The sequence below is a fragment of the Microbulbifer sp. THAF38 genome (assembly GCF_009363535.1).
Classification (GTDB): Bacteria; Pseudomonadota; Gammaproteobacteria; order Pseudomonadales; family Cellvibrionaceae; genus Microbulbifer.
Genome location: NZ_CP045369.1, coordinates 1,818,217 through 1,836,492 on the forward strand (window position 1 = coordinate 1,818,217; position 18,276 = coordinate 1,836,492).

General features: G+C 53.0%; 2 protein-coding genes. Both read left to right on the plus strand.

The features are described from left to right. Window positions 1-117: 117 nt before the first annotated feature. The gene (locus FIU95_RS07795; protein WP_172975349.1) at window positions 118-12,960 is read left to right on the plus strand and encodes an isopeptide-forming domain-containing fimbrial protein; all 12,843 of its coding nucleotides are present in this window, start codon (window positions 118-120) and stop codon (window positions 12,958-12,960) included. Continuing rightward, window positions 12,960-18,176, plus strand: a complete 5,217-nt coding sequence (locus FIU95_RS07800) for an OmpA family protein (protein ID WP_253868943.1) — start codon at window positions 12,960-12,962, stop codon at window positions 18,174-18,176. The genes FIU95_RS07795 and FIU95_RS07800 overlap by 1 nt, the downstream gene beginning before the upstream one ends. Window positions 18,177-18,276: the final 100 nt, after the last annotated feature.

Here is an 18,276-nt window from a genome sequence, read left to right on the forward strand (position 1 = left end):
GCCCCGCAGGCTAGGGCGGATCACAACTGTCCCTCATCTCCGGATAACCCCGCATTTTTTAATATCATTGAACATAGTTCCTCTAACAGCTGGTGCGAGCTTTGTGGTGATGGTCAAGTGGCTATCAAGATCGAGGTCCCTAGTATCCGCAGTGGTTTTATGGGAACTCAGCATATCGAGAACATTGTGGTCACAGAAGATCTTGGTTCTTCTCAGCTGGAATATGTTCCCGGTTCTACTTGGGTAAGTTCAGGTTCTATAATAAGTGAGCCTACAATTAGTGGCTCCACGATACGTTGGGATCAAAATGATTTAACTGCACTTGCTGCCCGTAATGAAAGTACCACTTTATGGATTACCTTTGAGGTACGCAGCAGAGCTGATAGAGAAGAGGACCTGGTCAATAACAACCGCAGAATTTATGCTTCTGCTTCATTTGACTATTGTGGCGATTCCGAAACTGATTACCATGATCTGGTGTTAAGTATTAAAGAGCCGCTGCCCTCCGTAGATAAACGCGGGCGTAATATCGACGCGGGTCAAACAAACTACACCAATAATGTTTATGGCAATATCAATGATGATGTGATCTGGCGTATCGCTATCTCCAATGCTGGCGATGCAGATATGCAGGATGCACGCTTTGATGATTTGATGACCAACCCGAATATGGACATCAATTATGCCTGTTCCAGCGAATCAGCGGCGCAGGCTATCGCCAATAGCAATGGTTCTAATCCAGGTGTCTCTGGGTGTGTTTCAGCCAGCAACAATATCAATAATTTTGAGCTGGATGGCAGTTTCTCTGGCGGTTCTGGCCGCACAGATGTTCCGGCAAATTCAACTCTGAATATCTACCTGGTCGGCAAGGTAAACACTTCTTGTAGCGACGGCACTAATACGGTTTCGGATATACAGTGGGGTTGTGAAATTGATGACGATACTGGGGTGGGTGGAATTTCCTCTCCGGCTGTCGGATCTGGGCCAGGTTCAGATGAGGAGGCGATGTATGCACGCGTTGCCGACGCGCTCGATATTACCCAGGTCATTACCGGTACCAACCTGAATCAGCCTTTGGGCTCCGCCGGGTTTGTAACTATTACCATCAATAACCAGACCCGCGGCTCAGTTAAGGATATCCAGTTCGTCAGCGATCTGCCCGATGAGTATGTGGTGGATACCACCTATACGCCGCAAATCACTCTAGATCGTCGCGGAAGAAATGATGGGCATGATGCGAATTACGCTCCCACTTATTATGGCAAGGTGGATATCCTGCAATGGCGTGTGGGGAGTAATTGGAACCAATGGGACTCTGACCCCCTCAAGAATAATAAACCAGAATTTCGCCTATTGAGTAGTACGGTGCATCCGGATTATTCGGATCAGCGAGACATGATGCGTCATGGGGATGAAATTCAAATCCGTTTCCGTATCGTTACCACGGAGCCGAGCTTCTACGACAAAATGGCCGACCTGGATGTTGAGGAAGAATCTGCAGGTAATGGCAAGGACCCCAACAGTAATATCCCCCTGGCGAATAATGTCCTAACGATCGACTACGAAGACTTTTGCCCCAGTACCAATCCACCGACTCAAGTTGAAAACCAGTCGGTTACACCGGATCCGGAAGACCTGGATATCAGCACCGTACACCCTCTGTATATTGTGCGGGATAGCGGTACTTCCGAGCTGACGGTTGATGTAACCAACAACGGTGGTCACGATGCGGACAATTACGATGTGTATGTCACCTTTGGTGAAGCTATGCGCGTGCTGTCCAATGACCGTGCCTGCACACCGATCGGCAAGCCAAATCCTGGTACAGTGCCGGCACATCCCCTTTGGAATCAGCCGGATTATTTACCAGCATCGTCAGCGGTTTATCGTTGTTCCAATTTAGGTGGCGTTATTGAGCCCGGTAAGACCGAGCGCATTGTTTTTCAGGTTGAGAAAAACCATTCAGCAACTGATGATGATCTTACTTTCCGCGCCGATGTAGTAGGGGAGATAACCCTCTCTGATGGCACTCCACTGTATTTCCCTGAGCCAGTGGTGCTGAGTGAAACAACCCCCAATAAGCAGCTGGCCAATAATTATACCCTCGACGGCATGCGTGCGCGGGTGATGGGTTTTAACCTGATCAAAGAACGCTCTGATCAGTGTAACGAACTGACTTCCGAAACCGCCTTTTCCAATGACAGTGTGTTGATCGGTGAAGAGTGTCGCTTTGAAATCCAGGCCGGTGGCTGGTTTGGATTCGATACGCCCGGATTTACTCTGATCGAAGTACGCGATATTGATGTACTCGATGATCTGCCTGATGGCCAGGGCTATATTAACGATGCTCCGCTTAATTGTGCCGATGTCACTCTGCCGCACCCAACTTCCCAGGCCAACTGTGTGGTAATTCCCAGCGGTGATATCGTAGAAAGTGGGGGTTTGAACATCCCCCTCAGTGAAACAGATTTTCTCTGGGAGGTGACTTCCAAGATCACCTTGCGAGACCGCTGGTTCCTTGCGGATATGACTACACGTTTGCTCAATGATCCGGTGGATACCGAAAATACCGATCCAAACCAACATGCAAATCTCAGCACCGACTTTGCGCGCGCGCAATTTACCGCAGTGTTCGATACCGAAACAATTGTGGTGGATAATTTTAATACCAGCGGGATCTTGACCAATATCGACGGTATTCCGACTACAGTACCGGGCTTCCCGGATATTACTGAATGGTCGGAAACCGTAACCGTCTCTGAGCCCCATATCGAAATCGATAAGAAAGTCTGTAACGAAAACCTCTATGGTATCGGCACCAGCTGTACAAATTTCGTGGACTTTACGAATGAAGGTCACCGTGACCAGACTTATATTTTCCGTTTGACCCTGACTAACCGTGCCGCAGATGGTGGTGTAAACCGTGCTCCTGCTTACGATTTAGTCGTCACTGATACTCTCGATCCCACCGGGCAGATGTGTGTGCAGGCCCTGGGCAGCGATGGCTTGGACAACGATGGTGATGGTTCAGCGGAAACAAACAGTGGTGACGATGGATGGGTCGGCACCACTATCGGGGCGAATAATTATTCTGAAGCTAGCCATTGTAGTGATGGTGGAACTCCGGCCATTGTTACCTTCTCTTATGAGCACTCTTCGGCATTGGAGCGAATTAATCCCGGTGATTCGGTAACCCTTTATTACCGAGTAAAGCCGCATCGCTCCGTAGCGCCATTGCAGCTATTCAATAACACCTTTTATGCCCGCTATGACAGCCTGGAAGGTGACTTTGGCCACCAGACTGCCACACAGATCGATAGTGATGCGGACAACGATGGTGTCGGGGATGGTACTCCTGCAGCGGGGCGTGCACGCCACTATAAAACGGCCGATGCCGAAGCGCGTATGCAGATTATTGAGGTAAAAGCGGAACCTAAACAGGCCCTGGAACTTTCCAATGGCACTGCCAGTGGCACCAATAGCGATACTGTCGTTGTTGGTGAGGAAATTCGCTACCGATTAACCGCGAAAATCCCCGCGGCCAAGTTGCGTAACTTTGTTATCCGCGATGAATTGCCAGCCGGTATGCGCTGTATTGAAGGGCAAACGGTTAACCTCAATGCTTCGCCCTATGATGCCGCCGGTTTTATTCCCGGTGGCACTTTTAGCGCAACCTGTACCAGTACTGGCACTGCCGATTATGTGGAGTGGGATTTTGGTGACCAGGAACTCACAACGGTAACCGGCAGCCTGTTTGATTTCCCGGTTGAATTTATCGCACGTATCGAAAACAGCAGTAATACGGACGATGGTGATTTACTGGGTAACGGGGGTAGCTACACCACCGCGCAGGTGAGTTATGTGGATGAGGCCGGTGGCAATATCGTAGTGCCTTTCGACTCCCACGAAATTACTGTGCTGGAACCGAAGATAAAACTCAACAAATCCTTCGCTGTAACCAATAGCGATGCGGACGATATTCTCACAGTAACCGTAACCGCGGAAAATACCGGTACCGCCGCTGCCTATAATCTGCAGGTACTCGATGACCTGACCGGCACTAAGTTGGTTTACGTTGGCAATATCGGTGGTAATGATCCACCCCAAAATGATGATGTTACTACCATAGGTGCCAATGCGCCGATCTTTAGCTGGAATCGCAACAATGCGGATTACAGCATCGCCGTGGGCGCTACCAAGTCATTCACCTTTGATGTGCGGGTAGAGCAGGGTGTAGAGCCCCATGAGATTCTGGATAACACCATTCAGGCCCGCTGGCAGTCCCTGCCGGGCAAAGATATTTCATTGAATAGCAGCAAAACCATCGGCAACGATGGGGCCGCCGATGGTATGCGTATCGGCGTACTGCCCAATGGTGGTGACGCTATCAATGATTACGAAACCAATGCCAGTGCCCAGACAGAAGTCTTGCCACTGCAGATGAGTAAAACCGATTTGCAGCCGGCGGTAGTCCCCACTATCGGTGCCCATAAAAAATTCCAGCTGGAAATTAGTTTGCCCGAAGGTATCAGCCAAAGCGTAGCGATTACGGATCAACTGGGCAGCCCGGAAGGTTATGTCCTGAGTCATAATAGCGATTACGATATCAGCTACGACTTTATCGGTATCGAGACCATCAATGGCGCTGCGCCCTCTGAAGCCGCATTTAATAGCTTCCCCGCAGACAACACTGCTGGCAATGCCACCTGGGATATCGGTACCGTCGATACGAATAGTGAAAATGACACTGCTGGCGGAACCATTGAACCACTGATCCGCATTACCTATTTCGCCCGTATCGCCAATGATTTGGCTACCAACGACGGTGACTCACGTCGCAATGGTGCCACCCTGTCTTATAGCAATGGCGAAACCGGGGCAGGGGAAAATCTCAATGACAGAACTGCCGCGGTTACCGTGGTAGAGCCCCTGTTAACGGTGAGTAAAACCGTGAGCAATGCAACCAACCCCGGCAATTTACCGGTGGGTGGCGATGTATTGGAGTACGAAATTACCGTGGCCCACGCTGGTGGCTCCACCGCTGCCGCTTACGATTTAAATCTGGTGGACACACTGCCGTCGGAACTGCAGTTGGATAATAGCTTTACTCCGACCGCATTAATTAACGGCGGCGCCGTGGCTGGTTTTGTCGCTACACCGGCAGCGGCACCGAACGGACCGTTGATTTGGGGTCGCGATAACGGCGATAACAGCCTGGATCTGCAGTTGGGTGAAACCCTGGTGATCACCTATCGCACCCAGGTGAATGGGGTTTTTGGTTCGCCGATTAGTAATAGTGTGATGCTGGACTGGACCTCACTGGATAACAGCAGCATCAACGATCAGGCCTATGAGCGCGATGGCGCTGGTTGCCCAAGTATTTCTGCACCGGATGATTACTGTGCGGGCCCGGCCAACGCCAGTATCGATACGGTGGATAACACCAGTCTCTCCAAGACCGTGATTGCGGATTCCGATAGTGCTACCCCGGTGGGCACACTGCGGGTTGGTGACACGGTGACCTATCAGCTGGTCCTGAACCTGCAAGCGGGCACTACTCCGGCGGTAACCGTTACCGATACGCTGCCGAGCGGCTTGGAATTTGATTCCATTGTCAGTGTGAATGGCGATACCACCGCCCCCTACGATGACAATCTAAATGATTACTCCTATGCGGCGATTGCCGTGCCCACTGCCGGCGATACCGGTACGGTAACTTGGAACCTGGGGGATATTCGCAGTAATTTCGGCAATACCAATCACTTTGTGATTGAGTACACCGCCAAGGTGCAAACCGGTGCAGGCATTGCCGTACCCACCGCCACTCTAACCAATACTGCGCAATTGAATTACACCGGTGCCGCCAGCGCATTGCAGGACAGCGCCAGCATTACGGTGCTGCAGCCGCGCCTCGCGAATCTGACCAAGACCGATGCCAACTGGCCCAGTTCCCATATGAATGTGAACCCGGCCAATGATGTGATGCAGTTTACCCTGCAAGCCTGCAACACCGGTTTGGCTCCAGCCTATGATCTGTCACTGACCGATGACCTGGCTACGCAGATGGACCAGAGCTCCATCGCCAACTTGCGGGTGTCTCTGGATGGCACAGTGCTGACGCAGGGCGCTGACTACAACTACACCGCACCGGCCAATCGCGGCGACGATATGCGCTTTACTCTGCAGGTGCCTATCGAAGCCGGCGCTTGTTTGGATATTTATTATGAGATTGGTTTTTATACCGATATCGGCGGCGGTGAAAATTGGGTAAACACCTTTACGGCCAATGAATTCTGGTCACTGCCCAGCAAGAACGGCGAGCAGTATGCCCCAGTTCCCCTGGCAACCCCTTATCCGATGGGTACAGTTGCCACCACGGTAACGCCGCTACAGAAAACCCTGCTTACTGCCCCCACAGCGGCAGTGGGCGAGGAAGTGGTGTATCGCATTCAAGTACCGGGCAGCGCCACCACTGCGGCGATTCACGACTTAGTGATTACCGATGTGCTCGATCCCAGCCTGTCACTGGTGCAGTTGCAGGAAATTAATGGCCGCGCATTTACCGATAACACCAGCAATAACAATATTGCCCTGGCCGTGGATATGATTCCGGCTGGCGATGTGGCGATTTTTGAGGTGCGTGCGCGTGTTGCCAATAATGCAACCGCACAGGCGGGGCACAATTTTGCCAACCAGGCCAGCTATTCCTTTGCTGCCACCAAAGGTGGTGCAGCTCAGGCTGGTGGTGTTGGCACTGCGCCGGCGCTCACGATTGTTGAGCCGGATTTATCCGCAACCAATACCGTAGCCAACCAGACCAGCCCCGGCAATGACCCGGATGCGGGCGATGTTCTGCGCTTCACTCTGGATCTCAGTGCTGCGGGCAACACAGAAAATTCTGCCGCATTTGATTTGGCAATCAGTGAGCAGCTTTCACTGGGCCTGCAATTTGTACCGGGCAGTGTCACCTTTGCCGGTGCCGCCCAGGCTGATCCCACTGTCACTGGCGATGGTGTGAATAACGCACAAGCGCTCGAATGGAACCGTACTAACAGCGATCTGGACATCGCCGCAGGTAATAACAGCCTGCTGGTATTCGATGCATTGGTGTTAGATGAAGTATTGGCGGCCGCCTCGCTTTCTGCTGCTGCACGTATTGAGTGGACCAGCCTGGATGAAGACAACAGCAGTTCCCACGAGCGTAATGGTGCCGATGGTGTCGGCGGTTTAAATGATTATGTGCTGGAAAATATCGCTGCACAGCTGACCGCCGCCAATGACAGTACCCTGAGTAAAACCCGTGTCGACGACAGTTACGGTAGCGGCAATGCCCAGTTGCGTATCGGTGATCTGGTGGAATACGAGCTGCGTCTGGCATTGCCCGAAGGCTCAGCACCGAACGCACAGATTGTCGATACCCTGCCGCAGGGCATGGTATTTGCCGGTACTGTGTCAGTGAATGGGAATAGCAACGCACCCTTCGCGGCTGTGGCACCTTTCGCTCACAGTGATATTGCCGAGCCGGTGCAGGCTGGTGACCCCGCGATGGGCCCAACGACATTAAGTTGGAATATTGCCGATCTGCGCAATCTCGGCGATAACAATGCAGTTAATGATGAATTTGTGCTGCGCTATCGTGCTCGGGTATTAAACCGCGATGTACACCCTTGGCCTGCCAATAATACGGTGCTCACCAATAATGTGGTGTTTAGCTTCGATGCGGCCACCGGTACAGAGGCCCGCAATGACAGTGAAACCCTGGATCTACTGCAGCCGGATTTGGCGGTAGCGATCAGCGCGACGCCCGCAGGTGGTACCACTCTGTCCGCCGGTGACACGGTCGATTACACCATTACCATTACCAATAATGGCTCAGCACCGGCGTACGATCCGGTCTTTAAAGATTTGATTCCCCACGGCCTGCGCCAGCGTGGCATCAGTGTGCAGTCGATCAATGTGAATGGTGCTGCGGCCAGCGCAATTACCCCGGCGTTCGATAACAGTACCGGTGAGGCGGTTTGGGATTTCTCTGCGGGAACGGGTTATGCCATTAATCCGGGTCAGACTTTGCAGATGGTGTATCGCGTACAGGCGGATGCCAACTTAGGCGCGGGCCTCAATCTGCAAAATGCGGCCACTGTAGAAACCTATTACTCACTGGATGGCGATAATCTGCCTTCCCTGGGAGCCACTGCGGTTGCTTTGGATATGCGCGAAGACTACGGCCCCACAGCCCCAGTGGGTGTGCAGTTTAATACCCCCAATGCCGCGCCGCTGTTAATTGAAAATACTCAGCCCACGGCCTCGATAGGCGAGCCATTCAATTACCGTATTACCATTCCGCAAACGCCACAGCCGGCAGCCCTGCACGATGTGAGTGTGCTGATCGACTTGAGTGCTTCTGCCGCGGAGCTGGAATTTATTGGTGCGGCCAAGGTTTCCGGTAAAAACGCATTTACCCCACAAAATACCGGTTCCACCACTGCGTTGGTGATTGCCGATAACACCAATGGCATCGACATACCGGCTGGTGAGCAGGTGGTGATTGATATCACTCTGCGCCTGCGCGACAGCAATCCGCCCAATGTGGATGGCTTCCTGTTTAGCAACAGCGCCAGTTACAGCTACAACTACGGCAACGACAATCCGGCGTTGGGGCAGGGCGCCGGTGCCGGTAATGCCACTTTGGATATGCAGGTGGTGGAGCCCACGGCGATTACCCTGACAAAAACCGGCCCCGCCAGTGTGCAGTCTGGTTTGCCCGGTACCTTTACATTGGATCTGCACAATATTGGCACCGGTCCGGCCTGGGATATCAGCGTGACCGATATCCTGCCGGACAATAATCCCGGTGGTATGTGTGAAACCGCACCAAATAATTTTGCTGCGCAAATTACAGACGCTGCCGGTACAGCGGTTGCCACTCTGAGCGAAGGCACCGATTTTAATGCGGCCTTTGATGCTGCCAGTTGTACGCTCACCCTTACCTCGATTGGCGCTGGAGCAATGTTGGCTACGGATCACCATCTGTTGCTAAGTTACGACGCCACCCTGGATGCGGATACCCGCGATGGCGATACGCTCACCAATATTGCCGGCGTAACACTGTGGCACAGTTGGGATAGCAGTGCGCCCGAAGCGCGTCAGTACACCCGCCCGGCGCCAACCGACGGCACTCCTGGGGTTCTTGATCACGAGGACGTGTTCAGCGTGAGCGCCTCGGTACCCAAGGTGACTTTCTACAAGACTGTTGAGAATGTTACTCGTGGGGAAAGTCCAGCAACTGAGGCCAGCCCTGCAGAGGTATTGCGTTACACCCTCACACTGACAAACCTGAGTGGTGTGGATGTCAGCGGTATAGAAATTACTGATGACCTGGGCCGACTAAACAGCTTGCCGCTATTCCAGTCCGGTTCACTCCAGCTGGTGACTGCTCCGACAAGTAGCGATAGTAGCGGAACAGATTCTTCTGCTGGTACCCACGGCAGTGGTTTGCTGAAGGTGACAAATCTTGACTTGGCGGCAAGTGGCAATGCTGGCGATTCAATTCAGTTGGTCTATGAAGTCACTCTCGCCCCTGTTATTGATAGCGCTACAGCTGTATTGAATCAGGCTCAGGTACAGTTGCCAGGCCAGTTACTCAAAAACAGTGACGATCCCAATATTAACGGCACCGATGATCCTGACGCGGAGGGTGATGAAGATCCCACTCAGGTGTTAATCGATTCCGAGCCACTGCTGGTGGTACACAAAACCTCAGCGGATATAACAGGCGATCCGGATCTGCTGATGGTGACGGATACTCTGCGCTATACCATTCGCGTGGAAAATACCGGTAGCGAAAATGTCGTTAATGCAATGCTGCGCGACCAGATTCCAGCCAATACCACTTACGTAGCGGGTTCCACCACTTTGAATGGTTCTGCGCTTTCGGATGTAAGTGGCACTTCTCCTCTTGCAGCTGGAATGAGTATTAATACCAATGGCGAGGCCGATGGCTTTATTGGTGCGGCTGCAACCGGTGTTGCAGCTGCGGTAGTCACCTTTGATGTCACCATTAATGATGTCAACGATGGCACCATGATTTCTAACCAAGGCTTTGTTAATGGCGAGGGTGCAGGAAGCGGTCCCTTTGCTGAAGTGCCTTCGGATGATCCTGCTACCGATGCGCCCAACGATCCTACAATCGATATTGTGGGCGATGTCCCCTTGCTGATTGCGCATAAAACCGTGGCAATTACTGTGGACAATATTTCTGCGGGCATTGTTGATCCCGGTGATGTACTGCGTTACACCATTGCAATTTCCAATATGGGGGGAGTCGATGCACTACAGGCGGCTCTCACCGATCAGGTGCCTGCAAATACCACTTATGTTGCTGGCAGTACGACCCTAAATGGCGTGGCTGTTGCCGATAACGCTGGCGGTATGTCACTGCTGAACACGGCCTTGCCCGTGTCTTCCAATGACCTAACACCACCACTGCCGGGTGCCGATGAGGGTGTGATTACTTCTGCACAAACGGCCACTGTAACTTTTGATGTGATGGTGAATGCGGACGTTGCCAGGGGGACTGTAATTAGTAACCAGGGCAGCGTCACTGCCGAAGAACTGCCCCTGGTTCTCACTGATGCGGATAGCAATCCGGCCAATGGTGCCCAGCCGACTCTAGTGGTTGTGGGTGATGCGCAGCTACTTTCAATTGTGAAAGAAGTCGCCGTTATCGGTGGCGGTGCAGCTGAAGCCGGTGCAGTGCTGGAGTACCTGGTGGCCATTGAAAATATCAGTGGTGTACCGGCAACCATGGTGACTATTACTGATGACCTAATGGTTGCTGGCGATGGTGTCCTTACCTACGTTGCAGACTCTGCCACCCTCAATGGTCAGGTCGATGGTGTCAGTATCGCTGGTCAGGTAATTACTGCAGATTACTCCACTATTTATGGGGATTTGTTGCCGGGTGAAAGCGCAACACTGCGCTTTCAGGCAAAGCTTTCCGACAACCTGGAAATTGGTTATACGGTGCTGAACACCGCTGAAGTACAGTGGAATGATCCTCCTTCAACTAATCAAGCCAGTGTTGCCATAGATGTGGGCGGTACGCCGGGTATTGCCAACTTGGCCGGTTACCTATGGCACGATGTGAACTTCAATAACCAGGCGGATGCGGACGAACGCCTATTGTTGAATTGGGCTGTAGATCTCTATTTCAATGATACTTTGCTGGAAACTATCCAGACCGACGAAAACGGTTACTTCCAATTCCAAGGGCTAGTTCCAAATGGCTACGGAGGTCTCAGTTATGAGATGCGCTACACCGCACCGGATGCCACTGAAAATACTGCATCTTTAGGTAACTCGGTTTCCGATTTCACCGATGGTCCGCAGCGTATTAGTGAGATTTTTGTAGACTCAGGGGCCAATCCGCAGGACTTGAATTTACCGCTGACACCAAATGGTGTGGTGTACAACTCGATCCTGCGTGAGCCCATTACCGGTGCTGCTCTGACCATGCTGCGTGCCAGCTCTGGGCAGGAATTGCCGGATCGCTGTTTCGATGATGAAAAGCAGCAGGGCCAAGTAACCCATACCGGTGGTTACTACAAATTCGACATTAATTTCGATGATGCCGCTTGTCCTGCCAATGCGGATTACCTGATTAAGGTAGAGCTTGCCGACAAGAAATATGTCGGTGGTGAATCCCTGGTAATTCCTGCACAAACCAATGAGGAAACTGCCGGGTTCGATGTGGGTGCCTGCCTCGGCAGCAATGCTGACATGGTGCCGGGAACCGCGCAGCACTGTGAAGTGCAGTTGTCCCCGGCACATCCGCCGCTGGATATCGAAGCGCGTGATACGTTAACCAATTACTACCTGCGCCTCTCTCTGGATGACCAGCAGATTCCAGGGGACAGTCAGTTGTTCAACAACCATATTCCTATGGACCCGAACCTGGAGGGTGCGCTTTCCATTACCAAAACTGCGGCCATGCTGAATGTGACTCGCAGCCAGTTGGTGCCTTACACCATTACCTTTGGCAACAGCTTGCCGGTGCCGCTCACAGATTTGCAGTTGGTGGACTTCTTCCCCGCTGGCTTCAAATACGTGGCCGGCTCGGCGCGCCTCGACGGTGAACCGGTAGAGCCGGAGACAAAAGGTTTGCAATTGGTCTGGTCCGACCTGCGTGTGGAAGCCGATCAGACCCGCGAGCTGAAACTGCTGCTGGTCGTGGGCTCCGGTGTGGGCGAGGGCAAGTACGTGAACCGTGCGGCTATGTTCAACCAGCTCTCAGGGCAAGCCGCTTCTGGTGAGGCCTCGGCAACCGTGCGTGTGGTGCCAGACCCCACCTTCGACTGTACCGATGTGATCGGTAAGGTTTTCGACGATAAAAATATGAATGGCTATCAGGATGCCGGTGAAGGTGGTCTGCCTGGTGCGCGAGTGGTGAGTGCTACTGGCCTCAATGCTACCGCTGACGCCCACGGTCGATTCCATATCACTTGTGCTGTGGTACCGAATCCTGATCGCGGTTCCAATTTTGTGCTCAAGCTCGACGACCGCAGTCTGCCCAGCGGCTATCGTCTCACCACGGAAAACCCGCGTGTAGTGCGCGCGACCCGAGGCAAGATGGTGAAGTTTAACTTCGGTGCCAGCTTGCACCGGGTGGTGCGACTGGATATGGCTGAGGCGGTCTTTGAACCGACAACTACCGAGATGCGTCCCCAGTGGCAGTCCCGTATTGAACTGTTGCTGGAAAAACTCAGTGAGGCGCCTTCGGTATTGCGTCTGTCTTACCTCGCGGAAAATGAAGACCCGGATTTGGTGGAAGAGCGTTTGCAAGCGATCAAGACTGAAATTGCCGAGCAGTGGGCAGCTAGTTATGGCGACTACGAATTGACTATTGAAACGGAAGTATTCTGGCGGCGTGGTGCGCCGCCCAGCAAAGGAGGGTGGCAGTAATGTCCTTTGCAGATAGCGATAAAAATCGCAGTAGCATGGAACCGTCGAGCGCTCTGGTTGTTGCAAAAAAAACTGTTCGCACATTTCGCCGACGTGAGCGCTGTTTGGCCACGGCCATCGCCCTGGCACTGGCGCTACCGGCACAAGCGCAACAACCAGTTGCCCCTGAGGGTGCTGAGCCCCAGGAGTCGAGCTGGTGGCAAGTGTGGCAAAAAATTCCCGGACTGGCTCCAGAAATAGAGGAGCCACAGGCAGAATTTGAGGAAAAGCCCATCGGCAGTAATACAGAAAGTATGCTGCTGCGGGCCCCCGCCAATCAATGGCTGCAGGATGCAGGAAGTTTTATTGCTCCGCCTGAGCCAATTGTGCTGGAAGACTTTATCGAACCCATACCGTTTTATACTGTAGAGGATGAAGTCTCCCCAGAGGCTATAGAGTTATTGCGAGAAAAACTCACCGAATTAGGTGAAAAGCCAAACTTCAAGCTGCACTTTATTGGCCACACTGATTCTGATCCCATGCAAAAAGAATTGGTGGCTGACTATGAGAATAAGGATGACTTTACCCAGGCCAGGGCTCAGTTCGTAGCAGACTTCTTCCAGCAGGCCCTGGACTTGCCAGAGGAAATGATCACCGTGGAAGGCCGCGGTGATGTTGAGCCAATCGCCGATAATATCACCACCGCAGGGCGCGAACTGAATCGCCGCGTCCAGGTGCAGGTGACTTACGATGCCCTGGATGAAGAAGCCATGGCGGCGCGCGCCCGCGCTGAAGCCCTGGCGCTGAACCGCGTGAAAGTATGTCGTCAGGAAACAGTTTGTAGGCTCAATTATACCGCGGGTACTGAGCAGCGCGCGCGCTTAAAAAACCTGGTCAATCCTCTGCGCTGGCAGGCAGGGCAAACGAATTTGCCCGAGGCGTTTTTACGCCGCATACGCGAAGTGCGCTCGAATTTAGCGAATAAAAATAATCTGGTCATCCATTTTGTCGGCCACACCGATGCGTTGCCTCTGCAGATTGGTGAAAGTTCTGAACAGCAGCAGAGTGCTTATCGGGAAAAATCCCATAGCGAAGCTCGCCGTGTCGCTCTGGCAGTGCGCGATGCCCTGGGCCTGCCAGACACCATGATTACCAGTAGCGGCAAGGGTGCCAGTCAGCCTATTGCCGCCAATGACACACCTAAAGGCCGCGCTCTCAACCGTCGCGTGGAAGTGGAATTCTGGTACGACGATCCCCTCGAAGTAGCGGTGGACGGGGTACAGGCCTGCCCGGAAGCGGCGGCTGCGGAAACCATTACCATTGCACACCAATCCCTGCGTGGAGATATTCCGCCCATTCGCTTCGATAATGGCGATCCGATTATTACCCAGGCGCAGCTGACCCGAATGCGCGCTGCCATGGCGGAAATCGCCAGCAAGGCCAATGTGCGCTTGAGCTTTATTGGCTACAGCGAAAACAAACGTATGGATCGCCGTGAAGCCATGGTTTATGGCGATGATGTGGGGCTTTCCGGTGCACGGGCCCGTCGCGCTATGGAGCAGGTAAAAGAGCTTCTCAGCCTTGAAGACACCCAAGTGCAATCGGAAGGTCGCGGTTATGTGCAGTCCGACGATGTAGTGGCCAACGGCTTCACCTTGGATGAAGGTGCCAGGGTTGAAGTACAGGTACTTTACGATGAGCTGGCGATTCTGGCGGAGAGTGACCGCCTGGAAATCGAGCGCATTAATCGCGAGGCTATCGCCAATAATCCCTATTCGCTGAATTTAATGCGTATTACCGTGGATGGCAGCCCGGAGTATGACCCTTATAAAAACTCAGCCGACCTGCAACGCTGCACCGATGTGGCTCTCGATAATGCCAATATCCAGTTCCGCTTCGATAACAAAAAGATGCAGCCGCGCCTGAATGTTTCAGCCTGGCCCAATACCATCCGTTATGCGGATAACCCGGATACCGAAAATAGCGAGAACCGCGTAGTTTTCCGCAGCTATACTAACTATCCCACCTTTATTGAGCAGGCCGAGGTGCGGCTGTTTGAAGAGGGCCAGTCCCTACGCGACACTCCACTTGATGTGGTACCACTGACAGCTGGGGAAGGAGAGTGGTTTGCGGAATTTTCCCAGTTCCAGGCGCCGTTAAAAAAACTGCACTATGTGCTGCGGGTGTACGATAGAAAAGGCCGCTTCGATGAAACCACCGAACAGACTCTGTGGTTGGTGGACAAGGTCGAAGAGTCCACAAAAGATGTGGATGTCTCCCAGGAATTACTGGTTGGCTACGGCGAGAACCGCCTAGCGCGACGAAATATCCCTCTGGATGGCAACAGTGTGCTGGTGAACGGTGCCGAGGTGCCGCCAGGGCACACCGTGTGGCTGGCGGGTAATCCAGTACCGGTTAACGAGCAGGGCCAGTTTGTGGCCGAGCAGATTTTTGATCCCGGTATGCATACCGTAGAGGTGGCGGTTCTGGATGAAGAGGGCAATGGCGAATTGTTCCTGCGCGATCTGGAATTTGCCAAAAGCGACTGGTTTACCGTGGGTATTGCCGATCTCACGATCGGCTACGATAAAACCAACGGCCCAGCAGCGCTGGTGACCGGCGATGAAACCCACTACGACAATTCTGTCAGCTACGATGGCCGTTTGGCATTTTATACCAGCGGTGGTTTTGGAGAAGGCTGGCGTTTGTCCGCCAGTGCGGATACGGAAGAAGGGCCTGTCGACGATCTGTTTTCCAATTTTATGGAAAAAACCCCGGATGCCCTGTTCCGCCGTTTAGATAGTGATCTTTACTACCCCACCTTTGGTGACGATTCCACCGTAGTGGAGGATGCGCCCACTTCCGGCAAGTTTTATGTGAAGTTGTCCAAGTACGACGACTACGGCCTGTGGGGTAATTTCAAAGCGACTTATGCCGATAACGAACTGGCGCAAATAGACCGTGCTCTTTACGGTGCCAATGGTCACTTCGAAAGCGATTCCATGACCAGCTTCGGGGAAAAGCGTTTCCAGGTGGATGCCTTCGGCGCGGAGCCAGGTACTATTGCCGGGCGCGATGAATATCGTGGAACCGGCGGCTCCCTGTATTTCATGCGACACCAGGATATTCTGAACGGTTCCGAGCGCCTGCGAGTGGAAGTGCGGGATAAAGACTCTGGCCTGGTGCTGGCCGTAAAAAATCTCTCGCCGGTCATTGATTATGATATCGATTATATTCAGGGCCGCGTACTGCTGAACAAACCACTATCCGCCCTGGCCAACGATAATTTATTAATTCAGGATGGCTCCTACAACGGCAATCCGCAGTATCTGGTCGCCCGCTACGAATACACTCCCGGTTTTGAAGAGATGGACACCCTGGCCTTTGGTGGCCGCGCCCATTACTGGTTTGGAGATCACGTAAAGCTGGGGCTCAGTGCTACCCAGCAAGATGAGGACGACAACGAAACCGCGTTGCAAGGCTTCGATTTAACCTTGCGCAAAACCGCCGGTAGCTGGCTGAAAGTGGAAGTGGCCAACAGCGAAGGTGGTAACCTGGATACCACAAACTCTTTGGATGGCGGTTTCACTTTTGATAATGGTCAGACCTTAGACCCCGAGGCCTCTGCGGGTGCGACCAAAGTAGAGGGTAGCCTGCAGCTGGGAGATTTCTTCGAAAGTCTGCGCGGCTCAAGTAATTTTTACCACCAGCAGCGCGAAGCCGGCTTCTCCGGCCCCGGCCAATTTGCCCGGGGCGAAACCACACAGTTTGGAGCCGGGGTCAACCTACCCCTTGGTGAAAGTTTCGATGTGGGCTTAAAAGCGGATAATAAAGAAGAGGAATTCGGTCTGCACACCAGTGCTACAGATCTGATGCTCGGCTACCGCCTCAACAACCACTGGCGTCTCAGCTCCGGCGTGCGCAATGATAGCCGCGAGGATTTCTCGGAGGTCGTTGCAGCCACCCAAACCGAAGGCGACCGCACCGATATGGCGGTGGAAGCCAGTTATGATTCCGGTGAAAACTGGAGTGCTTTCGGCTTTGTACAGGGCACTGTGGAAGTAACCGGCACCCGTGAGGAAAACAACCGGGTTGGCATGGGCGGCGCCTACCGGGTGAGCGACAGACTCACCATGGATAGTGAAGTCTCCAGCGGCGATACCGGCTTGGCCGCGCGCCTGGGTACCGATTTCCTGGTGAGCGATAGAACCAGTGTTTACCTGAATTACACCCTCGATAACGAGCGCAGCGATACCGGCGTGCGTGCTCGCAAAGGCAATATGAGTACCGGCTTCCGCAGCCGTTATTCCGACACTTTGAGTATGTATGGTGAGGAGCGCTACAGCCACGGCGATGTCTCCACCGGCCTGACCCATGCCCTGGGTATGGACCTGGCGCCCAATGACCGCTGGACATATGGCACAACAGTAGAAGCGGGCACCCTGGAAGACCCACGCACCGGCGCCAAAACTGAGCGCAACGCCCTGGGTCTTAATATGGGCTATAGCCTGGATGAAATCCGTTTGGCTTCGGCAGTGGAATACCGCACCGATACTATGGAAACCGCACTGGATGAAAATACTGTAACGGAATCCGAGCGCGATACCTGGTTACTGAAAAACACCCTGAGCTATCAACTTAACCCAGACTGGCGCTTGGTCGGCAAATTCAATTACTCCGACAGCAAGAGCTCTCAGGGCGAGTTTTATGATGGCAAGTTTACCGAAGCGGTAATGGGCTACGCCTACCGCCCAGTGAATCACGATCGCCTCAATACGCTATTGAAATACACCTATTTCTACAACGTGCCCACCAAAGATCAGGTAACCGTAGAAAATACCTCGGCAGAGTTTATTCAAAAGAGCCATATTTTCTCCGTGGATGCCAGCTACGATCTCACCCAACGCTGGACCCTTGGCGGTAAATACGCCTACCGTCTGGGCCAGTTAAGCCTGGATAGAGAAGACCCAGAATTTTTCGACAGCCGCGCCAGCCTCTATGTACTGCGCGCAGACTGGCATTTTGTAAAACGCTGGGATCTCTTAATCGAAGGCCGCCTACTCGACTTGCCCGACGCACAGGATAGTAAGAGTGGTGCACTGGTCGGCCTGTACCGCCATATTGGTGATCACCTCAAGCTGGGGGTGGGCTACAACTTTACCGACTTCTCCGATGATCTCACCCAGCTGGATTACGACAGCCAGGGGATGTTTGTGAATATTGTGGGTAAGTTGTAAGAGTGGAGTAGGAATTAAAACCTTATTTTGTTTGAGGCGCACTTCTTCAGTGAAGTTATCTCGTTGGTAAGAAGTTAATAAGGCCTGCCGTTGCGGGCCT